At 70.2% G+C, this 26545-nt stretch carries 31 protein-coding genes and 1 tRNA gene; 20 read left to right on the top strand and 12 right to left on the bottom strand.

Annotated features, from left to right (window positions below; translation table 11 throughout):
* Positions 1-29 precede the first annotated feature (29 nt).
* From ACN6LB_RS02245 to ACN6LB_RS02230, 4 genes are all read left to right on the top strand, one after another.
* The gene (locus ACN6LB_RS02245; RefSeq protein ID WP_356132377.1) at positions 30-692 is read left to right on the top strand and encodes an HdeD family acid-resistance protein; all 663 of its coding nucleotides are present in this window, start codon (positions 30-32) and stop codon (positions 690-692) included.
* A gap of 100 nt (positions 693-792) precedes the next feature.
* The gene (locus ACN6LB_RS02240) at positions 793-1170 is read left to right on the top strand and encodes a hypothetical protein (protein WP_445024296.1); all 378 of its coding nucleotides are present in this window, start codon (positions 793-795) and stop codon (positions 1168-1170) included.
* Positions 1171-1233: 63 nt separating this feature from the next.
* A complete protein-coding gene (locus ACN6LB_RS02235; RefSeq protein ID WP_445024295.1) occupies positions 1234-1359 on the top strand; it encodes a hypothetical protein in 126 nt (41 codons plus the stop codon).
* A 213-nt stretch (positions 1360-1572) separates the two neighbouring features.
* On the top strand, positions 1573-1761 hold the full coding sequence (locus ACN6LB_RS02230) for a YegP family protein (RefSeq protein WP_445024294.1): 189 nt from the start codon (positions 1573-1575) through the stop codon (positions 1759-1761).
* Positions 1762-1817: 56 nt separating this feature from the next.
* On the opposite strand, the gene ACN6LB_RS02225 is transcribed toward ACN6LB_RS02230, so the two are convergent.
* Positions 1818-2081 carry a DUF3761 domain-containing protein gene (locus ACN6LB_RS02225; protein WP_356132365.1) on the bottom strand — a complete coding sequence of 88 codons (264 nt, stop codon included), beginning with the start codon at positions 2079-2081 and terminating at the stop codon, positions 1818-1820.
* A gap of 408 nt (positions 2082-2489) precedes the next feature.
* Here ACN6LB_RS02225 and ACN6LB_RS02220 point away from each other — a divergent pair, with 408 nt between their 5' ends.
* Both ACN6LB_RS02220 and ACN6LB_RS02215 read left to right on the top strand, forming a co-directional pair.
* Positions 2490-2786 carry a type II toxin-antitoxin system VapB family antitoxin gene (locus tag ACN6LB_RS02220; RefSeq protein WP_003955420.1) on the top strand — a complete coding sequence of 99 codons (297 nt, stop codon included), beginning with the start codon at positions 2490-2492 and terminating at the stop codon, positions 2784-2786.
* Positions 2787-2979: 193 nt separating this feature from the next.
* Complete coding sequence (locus ACN6LB_RS02215) at positions 2980-3621, top strand: LytR C-terminal domain-containing protein (RefSeq protein ID WP_356132468.1); 642 nt, start codon at positions 2980-2982, stop codon at positions 3619-3621.
* Between the two features lie 9 nt (positions 3622-3630).
* Here ACN6LB_RS02215 and upp read toward each other — a convergent pair whose 3' ends face one another.
* Entirely contained in the window at positions 3631-4266 is a 636-nt protein-coding gene (gene upp / locus ACN6LB_RS02210) for a uracil phosphoribosyltransferase (RefSeq protein ID WP_356132362.1), read from the bottom strand.
* 441 nt (positions 4267-4707) lie between these two features.
* On the opposite strand from upp, the gene ACN6LB_RS02205 reads away from it, so the two are divergent.
* The 8 genes from ACN6LB_RS02205 (at position 4708) to ACN6LB_RS02170 (ending at position 9670) form a co-directional block, all read left to right on the top strand.
* Complete coding sequence (locus ACN6LB_RS02205; protein WP_356132466.1) at positions 4708-4953, top strand: hypothetical protein; 246 nt, start codon at positions 4708-4710, stop codon at positions 4951-4953.
* Positions 4954-5226: 273 nt separating this feature from the next.
* Positions 5227-5760: a tRNA adenosine deaminase-associated protein gene (locus tag ACN6LB_RS02200; protein ID WP_356132464.1), complete on the top strand. Its 534-nt coding sequence runs from the start codon at positions 5227-5229 to the stop codon at positions 5758-5760.
* A gap of 147 nt (positions 5761-5907) precedes the next feature.
* On the top strand, positions 5908-6339 hold the full coding sequence (gene tadA / locus ACN6LB_RS02195; protein ID WP_356132462.1) for a tRNA adenosine(34) deaminase TadA: 432 nt from the start codon (positions 5908-5910) through the stop codon (positions 6337-6339).
* An 80-nt stretch (positions 6340-6419) separates the two neighbouring features.
* Positions 6420-6504, top strand: a tRNA-Ser gene (locus ACN6LB_RS02190).
* A 154-nt stretch (positions 6505-6658) separates the two neighbouring features.
* Positions 6659-6838 (top strand): hypothetical protein, encoded by a 180-nt coding sequence (locus ACN6LB_RS02185; RefSeq protein WP_356132359.1) that lies wholly within the window; start codon positions 6659-6661, stop codon positions 6836-6838.
* Between the two features lie 185 nt (positions 6839-7023).
* Entirely contained in the window at positions 7024-7317 is a 294-nt protein-coding gene (locus ACN6LB_RS02180; RefSeq protein WP_356132356.1) for a Dabb family protein, read from the top strand.
* A gap of 225 nt (positions 7318-7542) precedes the next feature.
* On the top strand, positions 7543-8517 hold the full coding sequence (locus tag ACN6LB_RS02175; RefSeq protein WP_356132353.1) for an RNA polymerase sigma factor SigF: 975 nt from the start codon (positions 7543-7545) through the stop codon (positions 8515-8517).
* A 244-nt stretch (positions 8518-8761) separates the two neighbouring features.
* Positions 8762-9670 (top strand): RNA polymerase sigma factor SigF, encoded by a 909-nt coding sequence (locus tag ACN6LB_RS02170; protein ID WP_356132350.1) that lies wholly within the window; start codon positions 8762-8764, stop codon positions 9668-9670.
* A gap of 204 nt (positions 9671-9874) precedes the next feature.
* On the opposite strand, the gene ACN6LB_RS02165 is transcribed toward ACN6LB_RS02170, so the two are convergent.
* Positions 9875-10237 carry a hypothetical protein gene (locus ACN6LB_RS02165; protein ID WP_445024293.1) on the bottom strand — a complete coding sequence of 121 codons (363 nt, stop codon included), beginning with the start codon at positions 10235-10237 and terminating at the stop codon, positions 9875-9877.
* 49 nt (positions 10238-10286) lie between these two features.
* Here ACN6LB_RS02165 and ACN6LB_RS02160 point away from each other — a divergent pair, with 49 nt between their 5' ends.
* Positions 10287-10529: a hypothetical protein gene (locus ACN6LB_RS02160; protein WP_356132345.1), complete on the top strand. Its 243-nt coding sequence runs from the start codon at positions 10287-10289 to the stop codon at positions 10527-10529.
* A gap of 21 nt (positions 10530-10550) precedes the next feature.
* On the opposite strand, the gene ACN6LB_RS02155 is transcribed toward ACN6LB_RS02160, so the two are convergent.
* Positions 10551-10751 (bottom strand): hypothetical protein, encoded by a 201-nt coding sequence (locus tag ACN6LB_RS02155; protein ID WP_356132342.1) that lies wholly within the window; start codon positions 10749-10751, stop codon positions 10551-10553.
* Positions 10752-11019: 268 nt separating this feature from the next.
* Here ACN6LB_RS02155 and ACN6LB_RS02150 point away from each other — a divergent pair, with 268 nt between their 5' ends.
* The 3 genes from ACN6LB_RS02150 (at position 11020) to ACN6LB_RS02140 (ending at position 15043) form a co-directional block, all read left to right on the top strand.
* Positions 11020-11547: a MarR family winged helix-turn-helix transcriptional regulator gene (locus tag ACN6LB_RS02150; protein ID WP_445024292.1), complete on the top strand. Its 528-nt coding sequence runs from the start codon at positions 11020-11022 to the stop codon at positions 11545-11547.
* A gap of 101 nt (positions 11548-11648) precedes the next feature.
* Positions 11649-14108 (top strand): MFS transporter, encoded by a 2460-nt coding sequence (locus tag ACN6LB_RS02145; RefSeq protein ID WP_458576038.1) that lies wholly within the window; start codon positions 11649-11651, stop codon positions 14106-14108.
* A gap of 113 nt (positions 14109-14221) precedes the next feature.
* Positions 14222-15043 carry a YceI family protein gene (locus ACN6LB_RS02140; protein WP_445024289.1) on the top strand — a complete coding sequence of 274 codons (822 nt, stop codon included), beginning with the start codon at positions 14222-14224 and terminating at the stop codon, positions 15041-15043.
* Here the strand turns inward: ACN6LB_RS02140 and ACN6LB_RS02135 are convergent.
* Positions 15029-15832 (bottom strand): ANTAR domain-containing protein, encoded by an 804-nt coding sequence (locus ACN6LB_RS02135; RefSeq protein ID WP_445024288.1) that lies wholly within the window; start codon positions 15830-15832, stop codon positions 15029-15031. The two genes, ACN6LB_RS02140 and ACN6LB_RS02135, sit on opposite strands and share 15 nt — an antisense overlap.
* Positions 15833-15903: 71 nt before the next feature.
* Positions 15904-16632: a GAF and ANTAR domain-containing protein gene (locus tag ACN6LB_RS02130; RefSeq protein ID WP_356132326.1), complete on the bottom strand. Its 729-nt coding sequence runs from the start codon at positions 16630-16632 to the stop codon at positions 15904-15906.
* Between the two features lie 208 nt (positions 16633-16840).
* Between ACN6LB_RS02130 and ACN6LB_RS02125 the strand changes: the two genes are divergently transcribed.
* Together ACN6LB_RS02125 and ACN6LB_RS02120 are read left to right on the top strand one after the other, a co-directional pair.
* Entirely contained in the window at positions 16841-17185 is a 345-nt protein-coding gene (locus ACN6LB_RS02125) for an STAS domain-containing protein (protein ID WP_356132323.1), read from the top strand.
* A gap of 9 nt (positions 17186-17194) precedes the next feature.
* Positions 17195-17656 carry a PPOX class F420-dependent oxidoreductase gene (locus ACN6LB_RS02120; RefSeq protein WP_356132320.1) on the top strand — a complete coding sequence of 154 codons (462 nt, stop codon included), beginning with the start codon at positions 17195-17197 and terminating at the stop codon, positions 17654-17656.
* 270 nt (positions 17657-17926) lie between these two features.
* On the opposite strand, the gene ACN6LB_RS02115 is transcribed toward ACN6LB_RS02120, so the two are convergent.
* The 6 genes from ACN6LB_RS02115 to ACN6LB_RS02090 all read right to left on the bottom strand — a co-directional run bounded on the left by ACN6LB_RS02115 (position 17927) and on the right by ACN6LB_RS02090 (position 26450).
* Positions 17927-18739 carry a TetR/AcrR family transcriptional regulator gene (locus ACN6LB_RS02115; protein ID WP_445024287.1) on the bottom strand — a complete coding sequence of 271 codons (813 nt, stop codon included), beginning with the start codon at positions 18737-18739 and terminating at the stop codon, positions 17927-17929.
* Between the two features lie 75 nt (positions 18740-18814).
* Positions 18815-20293: an MFS transporter gene (locus tag ACN6LB_RS02110; RefSeq protein ID WP_445024286.1), complete on the bottom strand. Its 1479-nt coding sequence runs from the start codon at positions 20291-20293 to the stop codon at positions 18815-18817.
* A 97-nt stretch (positions 20294-20390) separates the two neighbouring features.
* Positions 20391-22604, bottom strand: a complete 2214-nt coding sequence (locus ACN6LB_RS02105) for an ArnT family glycosyltransferase (RefSeq protein WP_445024285.1) — start codon at positions 22602-22604, stop codon at positions 20391-20393.
* A complete protein-coding gene (locus ACN6LB_RS02100) occupies positions 22601-24091 on the bottom strand; it encodes a glycosyltransferase (RefSeq protein WP_445024284.1) in 1491 nt (496 codons plus the stop codon). Before ACN6LB_RS02100 ends, ACN6LB_RS02105 begins: the two co-directional genes overlap by 4 nt.
* 14 nt (positions 24092-24105) lie before the next feature.
* On the bottom strand, positions 24106-25713 hold the full coding sequence (locus ACN6LB_RS02095; protein ID WP_445024283.1) for a HAMP domain-containing sensor histidine kinase: 1608 nt from the start codon (positions 25711-25713) through the stop codon (positions 24106-24108).
* Positions 25710-26450: a response regulator transcription factor gene (locus ACN6LB_RS02090; RefSeq protein ID WP_356132302.1), complete on the bottom strand. Its 741-nt coding sequence runs from the start codon at positions 26448-26450 to the stop codon at positions 25710-25712. Before ACN6LB_RS02090 ends, ACN6LB_RS02095 begins: the two co-directional genes overlap by 4 nt.
* Positions 26451-26545 lie beyond the last annotated feature (95 nt).

The raw sequence follows: 26545 nt of genomic DNA, 5'->3' as shown, positions 1-26545 counted from the left end.
CGGTGTCGTACGCGGTCCCAGCATGGATCATGAGCGAGACACCGAGTGGTACTTCCTGGAGCCCGGAGTACGACGACCGCGGGGCCCACGCCCGGCGTCCGCCCGGCGAGCACGAACCCGAACCGCCCTTCGAGGGCCCCCTGCACGCCCTCTCGCGCGCCGCCTGGCAGGTCGTCCTGGTCACCGGGATCGCTTCGCTGATCCTGGGCGTCCTGGTGCTGGTGTGGCCCGGCGCCTCCCTGTTCGCCGCCGGGATCCTGTTCGGTCTCTACCTCGTGATCAGCGGCGTCTTCCAGCTGGTCTCCGCCTTCGGCACGCACCGGACGACCTCGCTGCGCGTGCTGGCCTTCATCAGCGGCGCCCTGTCGATTCTGCTGGGCCTGTTCTGCTTCCGCGGCCCGATGCAGTCGATCCTGCTGCTCGCCCTGTGGATCGGCATCGGCTGGCTCATCCGCGGGATCACCCAGACCCTGGCCGCGGCCTCGGACCGGAACATGCCGGCCCGCGGCTGGCAGATCTTCCTCGGGATCCTCACCTTCGTCGCCGGAATCGTGCTGATCGACTCGCCGTTCAGGTCGGTGGCGGTACTCACCCTGGTCGGCGGTATCTGGCTGGTCGCGGTCGGCGTCGTCGAGATCATCACCGCGATCCGGATCCGGGGGCGCGCACAGCAGGTACCGCGCACGGTCTGAACCCTGCCCGCGTCAACACCGCGCCGCTCACGTACGCCGAGCGGGCGGATCTCGTGGCCCGCGTGATGAACACCGGAAGCGCACAGGGGAGATGACCTCCGTGAGCACCGTACGAAGCCTTCCGCGCAGCCATGCCTGGCTGCGGGCCCTCGTGCTGCTGCTCGCCCTGACGGTGCCGGGCGCACACGCCGTGGGGGGTGTGGTGCACGCGGCGTCCACCGTGTCGGGTGCGGGCATCGGCACAGGAGCCGGCTCCGGTCCCGGCTCCGGCTCCGGCTCCGGCGAGATCGCGGAGTACGACGTCCTCGACACGGTCCTGCAGCCACCGGCCCGCAGCGCCCACCGCCGCCCCTGCGTACCTCTGCGCCGCGCACCCGCACCCGCCGCCCTCGGCCGGGCGCCCGGCGCCCCGCAGGTACGCCCTCGCCCCGCGCCGCCGCTGCCGTACTCCCTGCGCTCGGTGGTCCTGCGCTGCTGACGGACCCGGCTTCCGGGCCATCCGTCAGCCATCGCACGACCAGTACGACGCAAGGACATCACCATGCCCGTCGATCCCCACGCCGTCCTGCGCGCCCTGCTGCGCGCCGAGGCCGTACGCAGCACACCGAAACCGCAGGCGAAGGAGGAAGAGAAGCCGCAGCAGCCCCCGCAGGAACACGGCCGCTGACCGACCGGCGGAGGCGGCCCTACCGCCTCCCCCGCGCCGTCCCGAAGAGCGACCGACTGATCTCCCGACCAATCTGCGTACCGACCGAACGCCTTCGAGGTCTGCTTCCGCGCCGCGACCTCTCCGATGTCCCCGTCAGACGCCCCCAAGCTGCGCGGCCCCGCACTCCGGCTTGGCGTCGCCGCAGGGGGCACATCCGAGAGGTGACACGCCATGGCAGGCAAGTTCGAGGTCTACAGGGACAAGTCCGAGAAGTACCGGTTCCGGCTCAAGGCGGGCAACGGCGAGATAATCGCGGTCGGCGAGGCGTACGAGAGCAAGGCGTCCTGCATGAATGGGATCGAGTCCGTCAAGGCGAACGCCGCAAGTGCTCCGGTGGTCGAGAAAGAGCCGACGCCCTGACTGTATTGACCCGCGGGGTAAGGCCTCGCCGGTTCGTGTCCGGCGGGGCCGTCCGTTCACCGGTACCAGTACTTCACCCCGTGGTGATGGGAGCACGTGCCCGAGAAGTGCGCGCTGTAGGAGTACGTGCCGTCCTTGCACTCGGCTGTGGCCCCGTTCGGGTGGGGGGAGTTGGCACGGCAGGTGCCGACAGTGTGATGCGCGCAGTGCGCCATCGCGACCGACGGCGCCGCGTACCCAGAGGTCGCCGCCGCGACTGGCACGAACATGACGCCGGCCACGGCAAGCGACGCGAGTCCGGCCCGAGTTCTCGTGAACATGACGCCTCCCGCCGATCGCTGGTATATCAAGCATCGCAGCAGGTCAGGGACGGCGCGAGCGGGCGGCGCGGCTGTTCGCTTGCGGGATGCGGTCTCGGTGACGCCATCTGCGCTTCGGGCACGCATCGAGGCCCCGGAGGCGCCGCGCCCAGATCCATGGCAGGGCCGAGAAGGTGTACCCGGAAGCGATCTGGTGGCACCCCTCGGGGAGCGCGGGGAAACTCCCGGTCGTGTCGGGAGCGACACCGGTCGTACCCGGGATGGCGGCCGGAGGACCGGAGGAACGGCCGCATTGCCCCTCACATCAGACCCATGTTTCCGTTTTCGGAGGATTTACGGCGTCTTTTCCAGCGCTGCACTCCGGCGCCATGGCTGCGCCCGGAAGGTCTTGACCGGTAGGCTTTCCGTGTGATCTTCAAGCGCATCGGAAACGGCCGGCCATACCCCGACCACGGCCGGGAAAGCACCCGGCAGTGGGCGGACGTCGCGCCGCGCCCGGTCCGCCTCGATCAGCTCGTGACGACCAAGGGCCAGCTCGACCTGGAAACACTGCTCGCCGAGGACTCCACGTTCTACGGCGACCTCTTCGCGCACGTCGTGAAGTGGCAGGGCGACCTGTACCTGGAGGACGGCCTGCACCGCGCCGTCCGCGCCGCGCTCCAGCAGCGCCAGGTACTCCACGCCCGCGTGCTCGAACTGGGCTGAGCGGCCGGACCGACACGCTCCCGCAGCCGGGAAGCGGCCGTGGATCGCCTCTTGAGTCGACCGATTCGACCCCCGGGCCGGCCGCCCGGTTGACCCGTTCGGGTTGGACTGGGCACCCGGCAATGATCATTTAGTAGGCATCGCCGCCCCGGCGCACTACGCTGCGCCCATGAGCATGCTCACTCCCCCAGGCATGGGCGGCCAGTACCGGATCAAGGGGGACAAGTACCCGAGGATGCGCCGCCCACGGGGGCGCCGCAGGCTCGTGTTCGCCGTCATCGCGTCCGTGGCCGCACTCGGACTGGCCGGCTGGGGAACCCTGCAGCTCATCGACGTCTTCACGGGCGGCGGCGACAAGGCCTCGGCCGCAGGGCCGAAGGCGGACTGCGCGGCGAAGGCGAGCCCGTCGGCCACGGCCTCCACCGGCACCGCGGCCACCGGCGCGAAGGCCCTCCTCAAACCCGGCCGGATCACCGTCAACGTCTTCAACGCCACGCCCCGCAGCGGGCTCGCGAAGGAAACCGCGGACGAGCTGAAGAAGCGCGGGTTCCGCATCGGCGACGTGGGCAACGCGGCGGACGCCTACGACAAGAAGGTCAAGGGCCCCGGGATACTGCTCGGCGCGAAGACGGCCGCGGACACGGCGCTCCCGGTGCTCAGCACCCAGCTCTCGGGCGCCGAGCTGAAGACCGACGGCCGCAAGAAGGCCACCGAGGTCGACCTCGTCATCGGCACCGGCTTCACGGCGCTGACAAAGAAAGAGGACGCCGACAAGGCCCTGACCACTCTGGCCAGGCCTCAGCCGACGTCCTCCGCCACGCAGAAGAGCTGCTGACCGGCAGCTCTACTCGGCGGCTCCGTAGAGCCGGTCCCCCGCGTCGCCCAGGCCCGGCACGATGTAGCCGTGCTCGTTGAGGCGCTCGTCGACCGCGGCGGTCACGACGGTCACCGGTGTGCCCGCCAGCTCGCGCTCCATGACCTCGACGCCCTCCGGGGCGGCGAGGAGCACCACGGCGGTCACATCGTCCGCACCGCGCTTGATCAGCTCCTGGATCGCCGCGACGAGCGTGCCGCCGGTGGCCAGCATCGGGTCCAGGACATACACCTGGCGGCCCGAGAGATCGTCCGGCATACGGGTGGCGTACGTGGAGGCCTGCAGCGTCTCCTCGTCGCGCACCATGCCCAGGAAGCCCACCTCGGCGGTCGGCAGCAGCCGCACCATGCCGTCGAGCATGCCGAGGCCGGCCCGCAGGATCGGCACGACCAGCGGGCGCGGGTAGGAGAGCTTGACGCCCGTGGTCGGGCCGACCGGGGTCACGATGTCGACCTGCTCGGTGCGCACGTCGCGAGTGGCCTCGTACGCGAGCAGGGTGACCAGCTCGTCGGCGAGCCGGCGGAAGGTCGGGGAGTCGGTGCGCCGGTCGCGCAGGGTGGTGAGCTTATGGGCGACCAGGGGGTGGTCGACGACGTGGAGACGCATGCCCATAACAGTAACCGTGCCCCAGGGACCCTCGCGCTGGCATCAAACCGCCCATCGGAGGGAAAGTGGGAGGGACGGACCTGGGGTGGTGTGTCTATGCCGGAACGGAAGGCGAAGTCTCCGCGCCGAGACGCGCGACAGGATGCGCGACAAGCCGCGCGACGAAGTACGACACGCGATACGCCACGCGAGGCGATACGCGATATGCCACGAGACGCGCGACGGGAAGCGCCGCGCCCGGCACTGGACGCGAAGTGGCCGGAGCCCCTGGAGCAGCCGGCCCGGCCGGGACAACCCGCGTGGCGGGAGCAGCCCGTACAGCGGGAACAGCCCGCACGACGGGAGCAAACCGTCCGGCGCGAAGAGCCCGCACGGCGGGAGCAACCCGCACGACGCGAACAATCCGCACGAGGCGAACAACCCGTGCGAGGCGAACAACCCGTGCGACCCGATCGGCCCGCCCGGCCGGAACAGCTCACGGGACCCGATCAGCCCGTACGCCCGGAACAACCCGTTCGCTCGCAACAGCCCGAGCACCCGGAGACCGACGCCGAGCGCAGGAGGCGGCGGGCGCAGTTCCTGCGTGATCTGACCGAGGCGCGCGAGTTGCGTGACCGGGTTCAGCCGCGGCGCGCCAAGGCGGCCCGGCTGCGCCACGCCATGCGCATGCGCACCTTCCGCTGGTAGACGCGGGCCCCTTCTTTCGGTGTACTCGCAGGCCACCGCACCATCCCCGCCCGGGTGTCGCAGGGGCCCGGGTGCGCGCGTGCGGCGCCGACAGCCGCGTACGATCCGCTGACAGCGATCAAAAGAGGCAGACACAGCAGGCCGAAGACGTCCCCTGAACGCTCTGTTTCTGCCACGATTCCGAGTGGGCGGGCTCGGAGAAGCGCTCCCCGCCCACAGCCTCCGCCGGGGGGACCCCCAACCGGCACGCCTATGACCAGTGGGAGAGTCACGGTGTACTTCGCCGCACTGCTCGCGCGCACCGAAGACGGGTGGGAAGCGAGCGACACAGAGCTCGACGATGTGGAGAGCCTGTCGGATCTGACCGACCTGGCCCGTGAAGCCTCGGAGGCTGACACGGTCCTGGTACTCATCGAGCAGGAGGACGCGTGGTTCGGCGTCGTCCGCGTGGACGGCGAGGAGGACCCTCGCATCTACGTCTCGGACGCGGCGGCCGCCGCCCGCAGCTCGTACGGCGAGATCCTGCTCACGGACGAACTACTAGGACGGGAGCCGGGCGACGACGATGCCGACCTGGACTCCCTCGACCTGGACGGCACGGAGGACGGTGAGCCCGACGACGTCGCAGAGGACGAGGAGGACGAGCCGTCCGGCGAGGCCGTGTCGCACAGCCCCGTCGGGGACCGCGACATCCTCGCCGACCTCGGGGTGAGCGAGAAGGAACTGCTCGCCCTGGTGGAAGGCGACGCGCTCAACACGATCGCGGAGGCCCTGGGAGCCGCGGAGGTCCTGGAAACCGTCCGCTAGGAACCGTCCGCCAGAAACCGCCCGGCAGGGACCTTCCGCTAGGTTCCCCGGGTGAGCACCACTGACGACACGCCACCACCGGATCCGGCAGATCCGGTGGCTTCGGCGCATCACAAGGATCCGGTACGCGACCGCTGGCGGGCCGCGATGCGGCTCGCCCTGGACGAGGCCGAACTGGCGGTCCGGGGCGGGGATGTTCCCGTCGGCGCCGTCGTGCTGTCCGCGGACGGTACGACGGTGCTCGCGACCGGGCACAACGAGCGCGAGGCCACCGGCGATCCGACGGCGCACGCCGAGGTCCTCGCGATCCGGCGCGCCGCCGAACGGGTCGGCGAGTGGCGGCTGTCCGGCTGCACGCTCGTCGTCACGCTGGAGCCCTGCGTCATGTGCGCGGGCGCGCTGGTGCAGTCCCGGGTGGACCGGGTGGTGTACGGGGCGCGCGACGAGAAGGCGGGCGCGACCGGGTCCGTCTGGGATCTCGTACGCGACCGGCGGCTCAACCACCGGCCCGAGGTGATCGAGGGCGTGCTCGCCGACGAGTGCGCGCGCATGCTCACGGACTTCTTCCGCGAGCGCTGAACCCGGCGCCTCCGCGGGGCCTCGGGCGGGCCCCGAAACGGATTTCAGAGCACGGCCCGGCTTGGGGTAAGGTCTCTCTCGGTAGCGTGTCCGAGCGGCCGAAGGAGCTCGCCTCGAAAGCGAGTGTGGCGCAAGTCACCGAGGGTTCAAATCCCTCCGCTACCGCTTCTGAAGGGCCCCGTCGAAAGACGGGGCCCTTCGTGCGTCCACCTCGCAAAACCCTGCGCACACATGTCCGGGTTAGACTCGCCGCCGGCAACACGGGGCGTCATCGGCCACAGAGGGCCCACGGGGCGCAGCAGTCACAGGGGAGGCCGCGGTGGCGGTGAATGCAAAGAAGATCGCCGTCTTTGTCGTCGTGGTCTTCGCGCTCTACGTGATCATCACGGACCCGGCCAAGGCCGCCGACTATGTCCAGATAGGGTTCGAGGGCATTTCGAGTGCCGCGTCCTCCATCGGCGACTTCATGACGTGGGTGGCCAACGGGGCCAAGAACTAGAGGGTGCTTTGAAAGCCCCGCACAGCACCCACGGCGCCCGGCACGCACCCTCGCCGCACCGGCCGAAGACCCAAGTACGTCCAGTACGAGAGCCTTCGCCCGGCACACCGAGGGCACGCACCGGACACCGCGGGCACCGCACAGGACCTTCAAAACACCCCCTAGCCCGCACGTCTGGAGCCGCCGTGATCCGCCATCTGGTCCTCTTCAAGCTCAACGAAGGCGTCGAGCGCGACGACCCGCGCGTCGTCGAGGGCGTCGCCGCGTTCCGCGCGCTCGGCGGCACGATCCCCGAACTGAGGTTCTGGGAATGCGACTGGAACATCACCGACCGGCCCATCGCGTACGACTTCGCGATCAACTCGGCGGTCGACGACATCGACGCGCTCAAGCGGTACTTGGAGCATCCCGCGCACCAGGCGGGGGTCGCACTGTGGCGCGAGTTCGCCACCTGGGTGATCGCGGACTATCCCTTCTGATCCCTTCCGATCCCTTCTGAGCGACGAGTCGCGAGAGCCCCATGGAGTCCCCTGCCGGAACCGGCGGGGGCTCTTTTGCGTCGCATACCCCAACTCACCCCTCAACACGGTGTTATGCGGTGCTTGCACACAGTGCACATGTCTTGTGATGCTATGACCGCTTTTGACGGATGAGTTGACGGATACGTTGACGGATCGTTGACGAACTAAGAGGTGGCGTTGACCGTGTCGGCCAGTACTGCGCCACCCCAAGACGAGGCCCCGGCAGCCAACGCTCCCGCCCAGGTTCAGGTCCAGACTCCGGCCCAGACCCAGACCCAGACCCCGGCTCAGACCCAGACCCCGGCTCAGACCCAATCCCAAGCCCACATCCAGGTCCAAGCCCCCCTCCAGGCCCAGACTCCCGCCCAGGCCCCCGCCCCGGCGCCCGAGAAGCGGCGCGGCGCCGAGACCAGGGCCCTCACCCAGGTGCTCTTCGGCCAGCTCAAGGAGCTGACGCCGGGCACGCCGGAGCACCACCGCGTGCGGGGGGCGCTCATCGAGGCGAACCTCCCGCTCGTGCGCTACGCGGCCGCCCGCTTCCGCTCCCGCAACGAGCCGATGGAGGACGTGGTCCAGGTCGGGACAATCGGGCTGATCAACGCGATCGACCGCTTCGACCCCGACCGGGGCGTGCAGTTCCCGACCTTCGCGATGCCGACCGTCGTCGGCGAGATCAAGCGGTACTTCCGTGACAACGTCCGCACGGTCCACGTCCCGCGCCGGCTGCACGAGCTGTGGGTGCAGGTGAACAGCGCGACGGAGGACCTGACCACGGCCTTCGGGCGCTCGCCCACGACCGCCGAGATCGCCGAGCGGCTCCGGATCCCCGAGGAGGACGTCCTGTCCTGCATCGAGGCGGGGCGCTCGTACCACGCGACCTCGCTCGAAGCGGCCCAGGAGGGCGACGGGCTGCCGGGTCTCCTCGACCGGCTCGGCTACGAGGACCCGGCCCTCGACGGGGTCGAACACCGTGACCTCGTACGGCATCTGCTCGTACAACTGCCCGAGCGCGAACAGCGGATCCTCCTGCTGCGCTACTACAGCAATCTCACCCAGTCGCAGATCAGCGCCGAACTGGGAGTCTCCCAGATGCATGTGTCAAGGCTGCTCGCCCGAAGCTTCGCGCGTCTTCGATCCGCAAACAGGATCGAGGCGTAACCGGTGGGACTGAATCGCCCGCAGGGCTTCTTTCCGACATTTCTGGGCTGAAAAACCGCCAGACCCCCCTTTTCCAGGGCCTATTCACCCCCTACATGTCGACATGTCACTACAGCGTGTTGCCGACATGTGACATTCTGCGGGAAGCGCGTTTGCCGCGGCCTCGCCTCCGGTATTCAGGTGGAGGCTGCGTTCCTCCGACGGGAGCGTCCGCCGCTACCGTCCGCGACCCAAAGGGGGTGGCATGTCCGCAGACCAGGGCAGCTCGAAGGTGCTCACGCTCACGAAGAGCGAACCGGCGCCCGACGCGCTTCACGACGTCCCGGTCCCCGAGGCGGTGGAGGCCCCGACCCTCCCGGCCGCGGAAGTACCGGCTCTGAGGACCTCGGAAGCCATCGACACCCGCACCCTGTCCCGCTCCCTGTTCCTGCGGCTTGCCGCGCTGGACGAGAACAGCCCCGAGCGCAACTACGTCCGGGACACCCTCATCGAGCTGAACCTCCCGCTCGTGCGCTACGCGGCAGCCCGCTTCCGCAGCCGCAACGAGCCGATGGAGGACATCGTCCAGGTCGGCACGATCGGCCTGATCAAGGCGATCGACCGCTTCGACTGCGAACGCGGGGTGGAGTTCCCGACGTTCGCGATGCCGACCGTCGTGGGTGAGATCAAGCGCTTCTTCCGCGACACGTCGTGGTCGGTGCGGGTGCCGCGCAGGCTCCAGGAGCTGCGGCTCGCCCTCACCAAGGCCAGCGACGAGCTCTCGCAGAAGCTCGACCGCTCCCCGACCGTCGCCGAACTCGCCGTCGTACTGGGCGTGTCCGAGGAGGACGTGGTCGACGGCCTCGCGGTCGGCAACGCGTACACGGCCTCGTCCCTGGACTCGCCCGCCCCCGAGGACGACGGCGGCGAGGGCTCCCTCGCGGACCGCCTCGGCTACGAGGACACCGCCCTTGAGGGCGTCGAGTACCGCGAGTCCCTCAAGCCCCTGCTGGCCAAACTCCCGCCCCGCGAGCGCCGGATCATCATGCTTCGCTTCTTCGCGAACATGACCCAGTCGCAGATCGGCGAGGAGGTCGGCATCTCGCAGATGCACGTCTCCCGCCTGCTGACCCGGACGCTGTCCCAGCTGCGAGAGGGCCTGATCTCCGACTGACCGTCCCGACACCGCCCCGCATCTTCATAATTGACGGATCGTCAGACACACTGGCGCGATGCGTCGAGGGTCAATACGTGGTCGCCGAGGTGCCCTTGTGGCTGCCTCGGCGACCGTGGTCTGTGCGGGTGCCCTGCTGGCCGCGTGCGGAAGCGGCGGAGGTGGCGGCGGATACGTGGCAGTGGGCGCCGCGGGCGGTCCACCTCACGTTTCGGCGGCGGCCCCGACGGGCGATGTCTCACTGGCACCGCTTGAGGGGTCCGAGAATTCGGACAGCTCCAACAGCGCCAATGGGCCGGGGGGTTCGGGCAGTCCGGGCGGGGCGGCTTCGGACTCGGCGACGTCCGAGGCGCGGTCCACTGCCGGGGCCGGCTCCGGCTCCAGCGGCAGCGGTTCCGACAAAGGGGCCACGAGCGGCCGTACGTCCACGGCCTCGCCCTCGTCGTCGACGCCGGGCGGAGGCGGTGGCTCCGGGCGGACGAGCGGGAGTTCGGGCGGCTCCGGTACGTCCACCGCGCCGCCGAGCACCACTCCCGCGAACCCTCCGGCCGGGCCCGCCGTGCTCAACGTCGGCGAACCCCGGCGGGCGGCGACCGACCGGCGGTGGTGCGAGAAGGTGACCGTCGCCTTCCGCAACACCGGTGGCGCCGCGGTGCGTTCGGGCACGGTGACCTTCGGGACGCACATCATCGGCGCGCTCGGCATCGACTGGGCGACGATCGGGTCGACTGTGAGCCTTCCCGCGCCGATCGCCGCCGGCGCGAAGAAGGAGAAGACCTGGACGGTGTGCGTCGACGACTGGCGGGTGCCGCTGGGCATGCACATCGAGACGCGGGACGTGTCCGTCCGGTGGAAGTGACGTCTTCCGGCGGGGGCGCCTCTACGAAAGGGCGAGCCAGGCCACGGCGGCAATGATCGCCACGGCGACGACCACCCCGATGATCAGGCCGACACGGGGCCCGGCGGCAGCGGGCGCGGCCTGCTGCTGTCGGCCCTGGGGGCCCTCGTCGACGAAGGCACGGAACATCTGGGTGCTGCCCGCGGGGTCGTAGTTGCCCTCAGGGCCCTGGGTGTTAGCCATGGGGCAGGACCCTAGCGAATACGTGGGGGCTGCCCTAGTGCCGGGGTTGTTGTTCGGGTCGGTTTTTTGGGCGGCCGGGGTGTCCTGGCCCCTGGGGGCGCTGCCCCCGGACCCCCGTTTCGGCCTGGACGGCCTCGTCTCAAACGCCGGACGGGCCATGCACCCCCACCTCGCTTTACCAAGTTTTTAGGACCGGAGACCCGGATTCGTTTGCCTGCAGCAACCATCATTTCTTATGGTTGCCCTAAGCAACGATGCGGGAGGCGTGATGGCGGAGCAGGCGCAGTACGAGGAGCTGGCTCGTCAGCTCAGTGCCGTCGGTGCCGTGAAGAGGGACCTGGGGCGGATCCTGCCGCACGACTGTCCCGCCGGGTCCGCCGCCGTACTGACACTGCTCGGCCAGTACGGGGACATGCGGATGAGCCGGCTCGCCGAGCTGCTCGCCGTGGACATGTCCGTGACCAGCCGCCACGTCGCACACGTCGCCGACCGCGGCTGGATCGAACGGTCCCCCGACCCGGCCGACAAGCGCTCGCGGATCCTCCACCTCACCGCGGCGGGGCGCGCGCGGCTCGACGAGCTGTCCCGGCGCACCTCGCAACTGCTCGCCGACCGTCTGAGCGACTGGTCCGACGACGAGGTCGGGCTGCTCATCCAGCTGATGACCCGGCTGCGGGAGAGCTTCGGCGACTGCCGGGTCGCCCCGCAGCGGCCCCCGCACCCGTACGCATCGGCCGCAGAAGGCGTGACAGACGCACACGGCGTAACAGAACTGACCACCCGTACACCCGCATAAGTACGAAAGTACGTAAGAGAAGGAAGTCCATGGCAACGACCACACCAGCCGGTGTGCGGGGCTCTCACGCCAAGCACGGAGGCGCCGCCGACGGCACTCCGATGACGCACCGGCAGATCATGGAGGCCCTCTCCGGCCTGCTGCTCGGCATGTTCGTCGCGATCCTGTCGTCGACGATCGTCACCAACGCCCTGCCCGAGATCATCGGCGACCTGGGCGGCGGCCAGTCCGCCTACACCTGGGTCGTCACCGCCGCACTGCTGTCCATGACGGCCACCACGCCGCTGTGGGGCAAGCTCGCCGACCTGTACAGCAAGAAGGCGCTCGTCCAGATAGCGCTCGTCATCTACGTGCTGGGATCGGCCGCCGCCGGTCTGTCCCAGAACCCCGGCATGCTCATCGCCTGCCGTGTCGTGCAGGGCATCGGCGTCGGTGGTCTGTCCGCCCTCGCCCAGATCGTGATGGCGGCGATGATCTCGCCGCGTGAGCGCGGTCGCTACTCCGGCTACCTCGGCGCCGTGTTCGCGGTCGCGACCGTCGGCGGCCCGCTGCTCGGCGGTGTCATCACCGACACGTCGTGGCTCGGCTGGCGCTGGTGCTTCTACGTCGGTGTGCCGTTCGCGATCATCGCGCTGATCGTGCTGCAGAAGACCCTGCACCTGCCCGTGGTGAAGCGGGACGTGAAGGTCGACTGGGGCGGCGCGTTCTTCATCTCCGCCGCGGTCTCGCTGCTGCTGATCTGGGTCACCTTCGCCGACGACAAGTACGACTGGATCTCGTGGCAGTCGTACGCGATGGTCGGCGGCTCGATCGTGCTCGGCCTGCTGTTCGTGCTGGTCGAGTCCAGGGCGAGTGAGCCGATCATCCCGCTGCGGCTGTTCCGCAACCGCACGATCACCCTCTCCTCCATCGCCTCCCTCTTCGTGGGCGTCGCGATGTTCACCGGCACGGTCTTCTTCAGCCAGTACTTCCAGCTGGCCCGCGACAAGTCGCCGACCATGTCCGGCGTGATGACCATCCCGATGATCGGCGGGCTGTTCGTCTCCTCGACGGTCTCCGGGCAGATCATCACCAAGACCGGCAAGTGGAAGGCCTGGCTGGTCACCGGCGGCCTGCTGGTGACCGCCGGTCTGGGCCTGCTGGGCACCATCCGCTACGACACGGACTACTGGAAGATCGCGATCTTCATGGCGGTCATGGGTCTCGGCATCGGCATGATGATGCAGAACCTGGTGCTGTCCACGCAGAACCAGGTGGCCCCCTCCGACCTCGGCGCGGCCAGCTCCACGGTGACCTTCTTCCGCTCCCTCGGCGGTGCGGTGGGTGTCTCGGTCCTCGGCTCGATCATGGCCACCCGGATCGGCCACTACGTCAAGGACGGTCTGACCGACCTCGGCCCCAAGTACGCGGCCGCGGCGTCCGGTTCGAGCTCCAGCTCCGAGATCCCGGACATGGACAAGCTGCCCGCGCCGCTGCGCATGGTCATGGAGAGCGCGTACGGCCACGGCATCGCGGACGTCTTCCTGATCGCCGCGTGCATGGCCGCGCTCGCCTTCCTCGTCACCCTCTTCATCAAGGAGGTCCCGCTGCGCACCTCGGGCGGTCTGGCGCAGGCCGCGGCGGAGAAGTCCGAGGCCACGGTCCCGGTCCCGGCCGGCACCGAGGTCCCCGCCATCGTGACGGAGACGGCTCCGAGCCCGACCACCGCCGCTTCCGCCCCCGCCACGGACGTCGGCTCCGACGGCACGCAGCGGCTCGCGGCGGTCGCCACCCTCGCGCCCGACACCGCCCCACGGTCCGGCGGCATCCCGGTCCGCGGTCATGTCCGCGGCGCCGAGAGCGCGCCCGTGCCGCAGGCCGCGGTCACGCTGATCTCGCTCGCGGGACGGCAGCTGGGCCGGTCGGTCGCGCAGGCCGACGGCGCCTACGCGGTGGACGCGCCGGGCACGGGTTCGTACGTCCTGATCGCCTCCGCCGACGGCTTCCAGCCGCAGGCCTCGACGATCGTCGTGCACGACGAGCCGGTGTCGTACGACATCCTCCTCAGCGGTACGAGCGGCCTCAGCGGTCTCGTGCGGGCCGCCGGGAGCGGGACCCCCGTCAAGGACGCCATGGTCATCGTGACCGATGTGCGCGGTGACGTGCTGGCCACCGGAACCGCCGGTGAGCAGGGCGAGTTCACCTTCGCCGAGCTGGTCCCGGGTGCCGTGACCGTCGCGGTGAACGCCGCCGGGCACCGCCCGGTCGCCCTCCCCGTCGAGGTCGGCGGCACCGGGGTCACCCGGGTCGAGGTCGAACTCAGCGCGGGCTCCCAGCTCCTGGGTGTCGTACGGGCGCCCGGCGGGCCGCTCGGTGACGCGCGGGTCACGCTGGTGGACGCGGCCGGCAACGTGGTCGGCACGGCCAGGACGGGTGAGGACGGCGCGTACGCCTTCACCGACCTGGACAGCGGCGAGTACACCGTCATCGCGACGGGCTACCCGCCGGTGGCCACGGCCCTGACCGTCAACGGCGGCGGAGTCGACGGCCACGACATCGAACTCGCCCACCCCGGCGAGTAGTTCGGACCCCGGCCCGTGGGGCGCGCACTCCGAGCGGAGGTGCGTCCCCCACGGGCCGGTTTCTTTGTGCCCTTTCACGACCAGTTTTTGATGCTTTGCAGGGAGAAAACGGGATGGGACTGACCGCACGGATTCGTACGCGGGACGGATGGGCCGTGTCGCACGCGGTCGTCACGGTGACGGACGCGACGGGCGCACAGGTGGTGCGGGCCGAGGCGGACGCCGAGGGGACAGTGCACGACACGACCGCTCTGGCCCCCGGGGCGTACACCGTGATCGTCACCGCGGTCGGCTACGCGCCCGTCGCGGCCGGCGCGATCGTCACGGCGAGCGGTCGCGCCGAGGTCGGCACCGTGACACTGGCCCGGCAGGGCGGCACCGAGCTGCCGCCGCCGGGTACCTGGACCATCGACCCGGCGCACTCCTCCGTGGGCGCGGTCGCCCAGCACCTGGGCATCTCCAGCGTGCACGGCCGGTTCACCGACTTCTCGGGGCGGATCGAGATCGCCCCGGACGAGGTCGCCAAGTCGCGGGTGGAGGCGGTGATCTCCGCGGCGTCCATCGACACGGGCAACGGGATGCGCGACGGCCACCTGAAGTCGCCGGACTTCCTGGACGTGGAGACGTACCCGGAGATCACCTATCGCGCCGGCGGCCTGACGCCGGCCGGCCCGGACCGCTGGACCGTGCACGGCGAGCTGACCATGCACGGTGTCGTACGGCCGGTCGACCTGGACCTCGCCTGCCTCGGCACCGGATCCGACCCCTGGGGCGGCACCCGCGCCGCGTTCCGGGCCACCACGGAACTGCACCGCGAGGACTTCGCGATGAACTACAACCAGGTGGTGCAGGCGGGCATCGCCGCGATCGGCACCACGCTCAAGGTGGAGCTGGACATCCAGGCGGTGCAGGGGGATTCGCTACCCGCGGTGTGAACGGCCGTCCCGCCGCGCCCCGTTGACACCGCCGGCGCTGTTGCCCGAGGGGGCGCCGGTGCCCAACGGACCCGCGCCGCTCACCCGGGTCACCAGGTCCGAGCACAGGTCGCGGAGTTTGACGTTCGAGTTCTGGGAGGCGCGGCGCAGTGTGTCGAGTGCCGCCTGCGCGGTGCACCGCTCCCGGGCCATGAGGATGCCGACCGCCTGGTCGATGGTGCTGCGCGAGAGCAGCGCCGTCCGCACGTCGGCGCTGGAGGTCCGCTCGCGCTCGATGCTCAGGGCGGTGTTGATCGCCTCGGAGGCCGTCGCCGCGAAGGCCCGGACGGCCTCGCGCCGGTCATCGAAGGCGTTCTCGGTGACGGCGTAGAGGTTGATCGCGGCATCGGTCTCGCCGTCGACGGCGAGCGGCACGGCGAGCACCGAGCGGACGCCGCCGGCCAGCGCGTAGTCGGTGTACGAGGGCCAGCGGTCCTCCTCCGTCAGATCGGGCGCGTGCTTCTCCTCGTCGTCCCCGGCCGCGTCCACGCACGGGCCGTGGCCGTTCTCGTACTGGCGCTGGTCGAGCCCGCTGAGCAGTCCGGAGCTGCCGGCCAGGGTCAGCAGCCGGTCGTCGCGGCGCACGGTGATGCTGCACGCGGCCGCACCTCGCACAGCCAGCACCGCACGCTCGGTGAGGTCGCGCAGCAGGGTGTCGAGGCCACCGGTCTGCGCGAGCGCCTGGTGCAGCGCCTCGGGTTCCCGGGCGGTGGCCTGCGGGAGCTCCGGCGAATCGGCTGAGGTATGCATGGCCGTACGGGTATCCCGTCGCCGCCCGCTCACTCCCGGGCCGCAGGACGGAGTTGCTCACACACCCACGGTTACCGCGCGTCCCGGGCGTCGACGATGCGCCGGGCGATGTCGCGGAGCTTCACGTTCTCCTGCTGGGAGGCGCGGACGAGGCTGTCGAAGGCCTCGGCCGCGTCGATGTCCAGGCGCTCCATGAGGATGCCCGTGGCCTGTCCGATCAGGTCACGGGTGCGCATGGCCTCGGTGAGCTGCTCGCGTACCGTCACCGAGTTCAGCGCGATGCTGACGTGGGCGGTGAAGAGCCTGCCGATCCGGGTGGCGGACTCGTCGAAGGCGCCGGGCTCACGCGCGTACACCGTGAGCACGGTGAGCTTTCTGCGTTCGGCGCGCAAACGCATCGAGAGCACCGAGCGCAGCCCGAGGCCGGACAGCGAGGGCTCGCGCCCCTCGTCCCCGGCGGCACTGTCCTCGATCCGGGCGACGGGCGTGGTCCACAGGTCGCTCCAGTGCTCCCGCTGATCACTGTGCGAACTCAGGGCCGCGGCGGTGCGGACGAGCTCGTCGGTCCAGGCGACGGTACGGCGGTGGGCCTCGCGCTCGAGCACGGAGACATCGGCGTGCTGGGCTCCGGGCAGGATGTGCACGGCCAGCCGGACCGCGGTGCGCAGGGTGTGGTGGGAGGTCGACGTCTCGTGCAGTTGCTGAGCCGCGACGGACAGAGCTTCGGCCAGCTCGGTATCCACCGCATAACGGGGCAATTCAGAAAAGTCGAACACAGCCACCACGAACCTCTTCGGCATGCACGGCCAAACGACCATGCGCAGGAGAGCTCCGCAGCACATTCCTGACTGCGAGCACAGGACGAACAGCACTTTAGCTGCTCCGATGGGTCGCTCGTGGCGCTCGGTCGAACAGCGGGCGGGCTCCCGCCCGGGCATGGTGGGATGGGACCACGGGTCAGGAAGCGGCCTCACCGAAATCCGGATGAATGTCTGTCAGGTGAGCCGTGTGACCTTCCTCCCGAACCCCAAAGACCTGCCGGGCTGCACCCTGCTCCCGCTGCCCGCGGAGGTCGACCTCTGCAACGCCCTCGACCTCTTCTTCCACACCATCAACGTGGTGGAGGACCGGACGCCCCGGCTGCGTGTGCTCGTCCTGGATCTCACCCGCACCGACTTCATCGACTCCCAGGGCATCCGCCTCGTGGACGACGTACGCCGTCGGCTGCGGGACCGGGCCGAGCTGCGGGTGGTCGCGGACCCGGACGGAATGGTGCACCGGCTGCTGGAACTGACCGGGCTGCGGCGGGATGTTCCGGTCTACGACAACCTGGCGGCGGCCGTGCGGTCATAGGCTGCGGGTATGGCACCGAACATCGCGACGAACACTTCCGTCTCCCTCGACGAGCTCCTGGACTTCGTCCGGCCCCGGCACCGCGCGATCCTGCTCACCCGGCGGGCGGACGGCGGGCCGCAGGGCTCGCCGCTGACCTGCGGGGTCGACGACGCGGGCCGCGTCGTCGTCTCGACGTACCCCGAGCGGGCGAAGGTCCGCAACGCCAAGCGGGACGAGCGCGTCTCCCTGATCATCCTCAGCGACGAGTGGAACGGGCCCTGGGTCCAGGTCGACGGCACCGCCGAGGTCATCGACTCTCCCGACTCCGTCGAGCCCCTCGTCGAGTACTACCGCAACATCGCGGGCGAGCATCCCGACTGGGACGAGTACCGCGAGGCCATGCTGAAGCAAGGCAAGTCGATCATCCGCGTCACCCCCGACCGCTGGGGCCCCATCGCAACCGGCGGCTTCCCGGCCCGCCTGGCCTGACCACCTTCACTGCACCTCGGTTACCCGGCGTTCACGGGGCGCCGCTGCGCCCACCCGTGCCGCCCCTGGCGGCACGATTGCCCGCAGTAACGAGGCCTGCAGTCGCCGTACGCACGGAAGGGTCCGTGCCGGTACGTCTCTGCCCGTCGCGTAGCCGGCCCCCAGCCAAGCTTCGCCGATGTGCCCCCCGGGCAGTACGCCCACGCGGCGACGGGCAAGACGTACCGGCACGGACCCGACCCACAACACACCGCACCGCACCGCACCGCGTTACCCGCGCGCAACCATCGTCTCGATCCCCACCATCAACATCTCCAGCGCGAACGAGAAGTCCCGCTCCCGCATCTCCTCCACCGTGTCGCCCCCACGCGCCTCCATGAGATCCGCCGCGTTCTCGAAGTTCGCAGCGAACTGCGGCTCCTCGCGGATCGTGCTCATCGCCTGGTGGAAGTAGTCGTCCTGGCTCATCCCCGCCGACGCGCAGCGCTGCACGAAGTGGCCCTCGATCGTGCCGAAGCCGTACACGAACTGGAAGACCGCCGACATCGCGCCCATCTGCCCGTGCGGCGGCAGCCCTGTGCTGCGGATGACCTTCTGCACGCACAGCGAGAAGGCCATGGAGTGCGGCCCGATGTTGAGGAAGGTCCCGATGAGAGGCGACACCCACGGGTGGCGCACCAGCAGCGCCCGGTAGCCGACAGCCAACGCCCGCAACTGCTCACGCCACCCCCAGCCCCCGGCCCCGTTCCCGCCCCCGGCCCCCGCACCCGCGTCGCCCCCCGCATCCGGCAGCTCCAGCTCCCCGAACACCGAGTCGAGGGCCAGTTCCAGCAGATCGTCCTTCGTGTCGACGTACCAGTACACGGACATCGCGGTGACGCTCAGCTCGGCCGCCAGCCGCCGCATGGAGAACTTGGCCAGCCCCTCCGCGTCCAGCAGCCGCACCGTGACCTCGGTGATCCGGTCCCGGTCGAGCCCCGACGGCTGCCCGCCACTCCGGCCCGAGCCGCGCCGCTGGGCCTTGCCCTCCAGCCAGACACTGGTCCGCGCCGGACGCTTGGCCCGGTCGGCTGCCCTCACCATGGCGCACCTTCCTCGAACAGGGACTGCGGCGCTGCCGGAAGTCCCCGGTCCGCCCCCCTTGATGCTAAGCGGGCGTCACGCGGAAACCGCCACCGCGGAGTCTGCCCGCTCCGCCCGCCGCAGCAACTCGGCCGCGACCAGTCCGCCGAGAAGAACCGCCACCGCCCCGACCAACTGGCTGGTCTCGAGCCCCGACGAGAACGCGTCGGTGATCCGCCCGCGTTCGCCGGCCGTGCCGGCGGAGTCGAGCGCGGCCGGCAGCGACGTCGCGGCGACCGGAACGAGCGCGGCGAAGCGGGAGTTGAGGACGGCGCCGAGCACCGCGACGCCGAGGCCGTTGCCGAACTCGGCGAGGGTGCCGTTGAGACCCGCGCCGACGCCCGCCTTGGCGGGCGGAATGGCGCTCATGATGGCGTGCGCCATGGCGGGGTTGGCCAGCGCGCAGCCGGCGCCGATGAGCAGCAGCCCCAGCAGCGTGCCGCCGTATCCACTCCCCGAGAGCGTCGCGATCGACACCAGCCCGCCCGACATCAGCACCATGCCGAGCAGGATGGACACCGGCGTCCCGAGCCGCGCCGTCCACTTCGCGGACAGGCCGGAGAAGTTGAGGGCGACGACGGCGAGGGCGAGCGGCGCGGTCCGCAGCCCGGCTTCCAACGGCCCGTATCCCAGGACGAACTGGAGGTGCTGGGTGAGCAGGAACAGTGCTCCGCCCATCCCGAACGTGATCAGGACCGCACCGGCCACGGCGCCCGTGAACCGCCGGTCCCGGAAGAAGTGCAGGTCGAGCATCGGATACGGAATCCGGCTCTCCCAGTAGGCGAATCCGGCGAGTACCGCCACCGCGACCCCGGCCGTCCCCAGCACCCGTGCCGACATCCACCCGTGCTCGGGCCCGGAGATGATCGCGTACACGAGCGAGGTCATGCCGATGGTGGAGAGCAGCGCGCCGAGGAGATCGGGCCGGTCCCCGGTCGGGCTCTTCGACTCGGGCACGAGCACCGCGACCGCGACCAGTCCCAGCGCGGCAACCGGCAGGTTGACCAGGAAGATCGCGCCCCACCAGAAGTGTCCGAGCATGAAGCCGCCGAGCAGCGGTCCGACGGCGAATCCGAGCGCGTTGACCGCGCTCCAGATACCGATCGCCCTGGGGATCTCCTCGGCCGGGAAGATCTGCATGGCCACGGCGAGGGTCGTGGTGATCAGCAGTGCGCCGCCCACCCCCATCCCGGCCCGGGCCGCGATCAACTGCCCGGTGGAGTCGGCGAGTCCGGCGACCAGCGAGCCGACGCCGAACAGCACCAGCCCGGCGATCAGCATCTTCTTGCGGCCGTAGCGGTCGGCCGCGCTGCCGGCGGTGAGCAGCAGCCCGGACTGCACGAGCGAGTACGCGTTGATCATCCACTGGATGTCGGAGGTGGCGGCGCCCAGTTCGCGGGTGAGCGAGGGGATCGCGACGTTCAGGACGGTGTTGTCGAGCAGCACGGTGAGCTGCGCGAGACAGATGACACCGAGGATCAGCCACCGCTGGGGATGGCCTTGGGAGGAGGGCATGCCATACACCGTAGAACACTCCCCATACGGTGTACAACGAAATAGCGGTGGCCCGGGACGTTGCCGCCCCGGGCCACCGCTGTCGGACGCCGTACCGTCAGCCGGTACTGCTGCCGCTCGACTTCTGCGTCAGGTCATAGAAGGTGGCCGAACCGACCGTCACCTTCTTGAAGTTGGCCTCGACCCACGAGGTGATCTGCGAGGACGTACCGGAGCTGCTGCCGCCCATTCCGCCGCCGGAGCCGCTGGAGATGAAGTAGTGGATCCGGCCGTCCGTCACGTACTCCTTGAACTGGGCCAGCGTCGGCGACGGGTCGGTGCCGTTGAAGCCGCCGATGGACATCACCGGGTCGCCGGTGGAGAGCTGGTAGCTCGCCGCGTTCTGGGCGCCGATGGCCGCCGCGGCCCAGGTGTAGTCGCCGGCGTTCTTCTCCAGCAGCGCCTTGGCCTCGGAGCTGACGGTCGCGCCGTTGAGCAGGCCGCCGGCACCGCCGCCACCGCCCATGCCGCCGTCGCCGGTGCCGCCGCGCTGGTTCTGGCCCTGGGTGCTGCCGTTGCCGTTCTGCTGGTTCTGGCCACCGCCGGGGAAGCCGCCGGTACCACCCGTGCCACCGGTCGGGGGTTGACCCATCCCGCCACCCTGCTGACCCGTGCCACCGCCCTGCTGGTTCTGACCGCCACCAGGGAAGCCCCCGCCACCGCCGCCCCGGCCGCCCATCATGCTCGCGCCGGCCGGACCTGCCGTGACGATCGACCCGGTGTGCCCGGTGTTCACCGTGCTGAGGGTGTACGCCGTCGGACCCGCGACCGAGGCCACGAAGCTCAACCCGACTGCGGCGAGGGCAAGTTGCCGCCCGAGCTTGGCCGCGAAGATCAGCCCGAGGGCGCCGACCAGACCGCCGATGAGCACCAGCCACTTCAGCCAGGGCAGATAGTCGGAGGTGCGGTTGAGGAGGACGTACCCCCAGGCCGCGGCCGCGACGACCGAGCCCGCCAGCGTCAGCGATGCCCACACCTTGGACCGCTCTTCCCACAGTACGGTCGCGCCCATGCCGACGACGGCCGCGATGTACGGGGCCAGGGCCACCGTGTAGTACTGGTGGAAGATGCCGGCCATGTAGCTGAAGACGACCATGGTCATCAGCAGCGCGCCGCCCCAGGCGAGGAACGAACCGCGGGCCAGGTCGGTGCGCTTGGCCTTCCGGGTGAGGACGAGCCCCGCGATCAGCAGGATCAGCGCGGCGGGCAGCAGCCACGAGATCTGGCTGCCGATCTCGGAGTTGAACATCCGGTTCCAGCCGGTCTCGCCCCACTGGCCGGTGCCACCGCCCCCGCCGCCACCGCCGACGCTGCCGGTCTCGTCGCCGTTGATCCGGCCGAGCCCGTTGTAGCCGAAGGTCAGTTCAAGGAAGGAGTTGTTCTGCGAGCCGCCGATGTACGGGCGGGAGCCCGCGGGCCACAGCTCGACGATCGCCACCCACCAGCCGCCTGCGGCGACCATCGCCCCGGCGGACAGGGCGAGTTGACCGAACCGCTTCCTCAGCTTCACCGGCGCGCAGACCGCGTACACCACGGCGAGCGGCGGCAGGATCAGGAAGGCCTGCAGGGTCTTCGCGAGGAACGCGAAACCGACGGCGACGCCCGCCCAGACCAGCCACTTGGTGCGGCCGTCCTCCAGGGCGCGGATCACGCAGTACACCGTGACGGTCATCAGCAGCGCGAGCATCGCGTCCGGGTTGTTGAACCGGAACATCAGCGCGGCGACGGGAGTGAGCGCGAGCACCGCACCCGCGATCAGACCTGCCACCGGGCTGAACCGGCGTCGCACCGCCGCGTACACGACGGCGACCGTGGCCACGCCCATCAGCACCTCGGGGACGAGGATCGCCCACGAGTTGAGGCCGAAGACGCGCACCGACAGTTCCATCGGCCACAGCGAGGCCGGGGGTTTGTCGACGGTGATGGCGTTGCCCGCGTCGAGCGAGCCGAAGAAGAGGGCCTTCCAGCTCTTGCTGCCGGCCTGCACGGCCGCGGAGTAGAAGGAGTTGGCGTACCCGGAGGCGCTCAGGTTGTAGAGGTACAGGGCCGCGGTCGCGAGCAGCAGCCCCAGGAACGCGGGGCGCACCCAGCGCGGGTCCTCGGGACGGCCGCGCCAGAAGCGGTGCGGGAAGGGCTGCTTGGGCTCACCCGAGTCGGGTGCCCCGGCCGGCGGCGGCGGAACCACGGGCTCCTGCACGGCCGTTGAGGCGGGCGGCCCCCAGCCGGAGGGACTCGCGCCCCCCTGATAGCTCGTATCGGACTGAGTGGTCATCGCGCGTTCCTCGACTCGTGATCGTCGTGATTGTCGTGATCGTGCGGGCGCACGGCCTGCAGTTGCATGGTCGCGTCGCCCCAGGTGCGGTCCGCGGCTTCACCGGCACGGAACCGGGCTGTGTCGTACGGGGTTCGGGGCGCGGTGGGGCGCTGGGGGAGCGGCGGCTGCGGCGATGTGGCGGCAGCCGTCGCATAGGTGGGTGAGGAAGGGGTGTGGGAGGCGATGACGGTCGAGGGGGAGTCGTCGCGCTGGTCCGGGAACACCCAGGCCCTGAAGAGCAGGAAGCGCAGCACGGTCGCCGCGAGGTTGGCGGCGATCAGCACCGCCAGTTCCGTGGAGTGCGCGGGGTCGGAGGTCGCCGCGTTCAGCGCGGCCAGCGAGCCGCTGGTGAGGGCGAGCCCGATGCCGAAGACGACCAGGCCCTGCGCCTGATGCCGCATGGCCCCGCCCTTGCCGCGTACGCCGAAGGTCAGGCGCCGGTTGGCCGCGGTGTTGGCGACGGCCGACACGAGCAGGGCGAGCGCGTTGGCGATCTGCGAGCCCGAGAACGTACGGAAGCCGCTGTAGAGCAGCAGGTAGAAGAGGGTGGACAGGGCGCCGACGACACAGAAGCCGACCAGCTGGCGGGCCAGGCCCTTGGGTACGTCGGTCAGGTCGCCCTCGCGCGGGTCGTCGCCGAAGGGCCGGGCGATCCGGTCGAGCGGCAGCGAACCGGTGGCGAGGGCACGGCCCACCCGCCACACCCCCTTGAGGTCGTCGGTCGCGGTCTTCACGATGTGCACCGTCGAGTTCGGGTCGTCGACCCAGTCGACGGGCACCTCGTGGATGCGCAGCCCCGCGCGCTCGGCGAGCACCAGCATCTCGGTGTCGAAGAACCATCCGGTGTCCTCGACCAGCGGCAGCAGTACCTGGGCGACATCACGGCGGATCGCCTTGAAGCCGCACTGCGCGTCGGAGAAGCGGGCCTGCAGCGAGCCGCGCAGGATGAGGTTGTACGTCCGGCTGATGAACTCGCGCTTGGCGCCGCGCACCACCCGCGAGGAGCGGGCCAGCCGGGAGCCGATCGCGAGGTCCGAGTGGCCGGAGATCAGCGGCGCCACCAGCGGCAGCAGCGCGTTGAGGTCGGTGGACAGGTCCACGTCCATGTAGGCGAGGACCGGGGCGTCCGAGGCCGACCACACGGTGCGCAGCGCCCGGCCGCGGCCCTTCTGCTCCAGCCGGAAGGACCTCACCTCCGGGATCTGCGACTCCAACCGCGCGGCCACCTGCGGCGTGGTGTCCGTGGACGCGTTGTCCGCGATCGTGATGCGGAAGGCGTACGGGAACGTGCGCGCGAGATGCTCGAGCAGTCTCATGACACACGGTTGGAGGTCCTTCTCCTCGTTGTAGACGGGGATCACTACGTCCAGGACAGGCGTACCGGCATTTCCGGCCGGGAGGTGCTCCCGCGCCGGCAGGTTGCCGGGAGAAGAGTCGGTTCGCATGACAACGACTCTGGTCAGGCGCCCTGTTGCACCCATGTGGTGGCGCTGTGCTGTGCCTGTGAGTGCGGTTGCCAGTTCGTTTCGGGGGCCGGGCTGGGAGTCGCCGGGGAGAGAGCCGGCAGATGCACGGTGAACACCGTGTGCCCCGGAACGCTGTCGACGGTCACCGCGCCGCCGTGCGCGGCCGCGACGGCCTGCACGATGGCGAGCCCGAGCCCGGTCGAGCCGGAGGCCCGCGAACGCGAGGAGTCGCCGCGCGCGAACCGTTCGAAGACGCGTGGGAGCAGGTCGGCCGGGATGCCCTGGCCGTCGTCCTGCACATCCACGCACAGCCACGGCCCGCGCCGCTGCACACGCGCGGTCACGGTCGTACCCCTGGGTGTGTGCGTCCGTGCGTTCGCGAAGAGATTGACCAGCACCTGCTGGAGCCGTGCGGCGTCCGCCGACACGAGGGCGGGTTCGTCCGGCAGCTCCAGCCGCCAGTTGTGCTCGCGTCCGGCCGCCCGCGCGTCGCTCACCGCGTCGATGACGAGCGGTACGAGGTCGGTCTGCTCGTGCTGCAGGGGCCGCCCGGCGTCGAGGCGGGCGAGCAGGAGGAGGTCCTCGACGAGCCCGGTCATCCGTCCGGCCTCGGACTCGATCCGGCCGAGGGCGTGTCTGGTGTCCGGCCCGGTCTCCTCCCTGCCACGTCTGGTGAGCTCGGCGTATCCGCGGATGGACGCGAGCGGCGTGCGCAGCTCATGGCTGGCGTCGGCGACGAACTGCCGTACGCGCATCTCGCTCTGCTGGCGCGCATGCAGCGCCCCGTGGACGTGGTCGAGCATCCGGTTGAGCGCCGCCCCGACCTGCCCGACCTCGGTGTGCGGGTCGGTCTCGGACTCCGGAACCCGCTCGTTGAGCGTGACCTCGCCGGTGTGCAGGGGGAGTTCGGAGACGCGGGTGGCGGTGGCGGCGACCTTGCGGAGGGGGCGGAGGGCGACGCCGACGATGACGGTGCCCGCGAGGGAGGCCGCGACGAGGCCGGCCACGGTGACGCTGAGCTCGACGATGATCAGGGTGTTGACGGTGTTGGTGACGTCGCTCGTCGGGATCGCCACGTAGAACGAGCCGTTGGCGCCGCTCTGGTATTGCACGCGGTACTCGCCCAGGCCCGGGATGTCCACGGTGTGCGGCTTGCCGTCCGTCGGGACGGAGGCCAGGGCGGCCCGCTGGCTCTCCTTGAGGTCGACCTTTTTGGGATTGGGGATCCCGTTCGCGTCCTTCTTGGCCTTGTTGATGACGCCCTCGGTGACGGACCCGTTCTCGACGACCGCAGCGATGGTGTTGTACTGCGGGCCCCTGGTGACGAAGTCGAGGGGGTCCCGATTCCCTGCAAGACCGTTGTTCTGCGGTCCCTTTCCGGGGTCCAGCGGACCGGCGGCCCGCATCGCAGCCTCGTGCACCTTGTCGTCCAGCTCGTGGTACAGGTGCGAGCGCAGCGCGATGGTGGTCACCGTGCCGATGACCGCGCACACGACGGCGATCAGCGTCACGGACGCGACGACAAGCCGCGTCCGCAGCGTGCGCGGCTGTCGTGCCCGCCTGTCCCGCTTCTGCGTACGCGCCTGTCGTCGCCCGGTCATGACGCGGCGGGCTTGATCAGATAACCGGCACCGCGCCGGGTGTGGATCATCGGCTCGCGGCCCGCGTCGATCTTCCGGCGCAGATACGAGATGTACAGCTCGACCACGTTGGCCTGGCCACCGAAGTCGTAGGACCACACACGGTCGAGGATCTGCGCCTTGCTGAGCACGCGCCGCGGGTTGCGCATCAAAAAGCGCAGCAGCTCGAACTCGGTGGCGGTGAGGTGGATGTTCTCCCCGCCCCGCGACACCTCGTGGCTGTCCTCGTCGAGGGTGAGGTCACCGACGACGAGTACGGATTCGGAGCGCCGGTCGGCGGCGCCGGAGCGGCGGATCAGCCCGCGCAGCCGGGCCACGACCTCTTCGAGGCTGAACGGCTTGGTGACGTAGTCGTCGCCACCGGCGGTGAGCCCGGCGATGCGGTCCTCGACGGCGTCCTTGGCCGTCAGGAAGAGCACGGGAACATCCGGCAGGTCGCGCCGCAGACGGCCGAGCACCGCCAGTCCGTCCATGTCGGGCAGCATCATGTCGAGCACCACGGCGTCGGGCCGGAACTCGCGCGCGGTCTGCACCGCACCGGTCCCGTCACCCGCGCTGCGGATCTGCCAGCCTTCGTAGCGAAGGGCCATGGACAGCAGCTCGGTGATCGACAGCTCGTCGTCCACCACAAGCACTCGGACGGGGCTCCCGTCCGGCCTCAGCAGTTCGGTGCGCCCCTGGGGCGAGGTCGTGGTCATGGTCGAAACCATGTCGGGGTCCCCTGAGAGCACCCTTTCCACTGTCTGTGATTTTCCTGAGAAACACACAGGTGCCTCTCAGGGAACGCCTGGGA

The organism is Streptomyces sp. SAS_270, assembly GCF_052543295.1.
The sequence above is the reverse complement of the archived record's forward strand: the minus strand, read 5'-3'. Positions and strand labels throughout refer to the sequence as shown.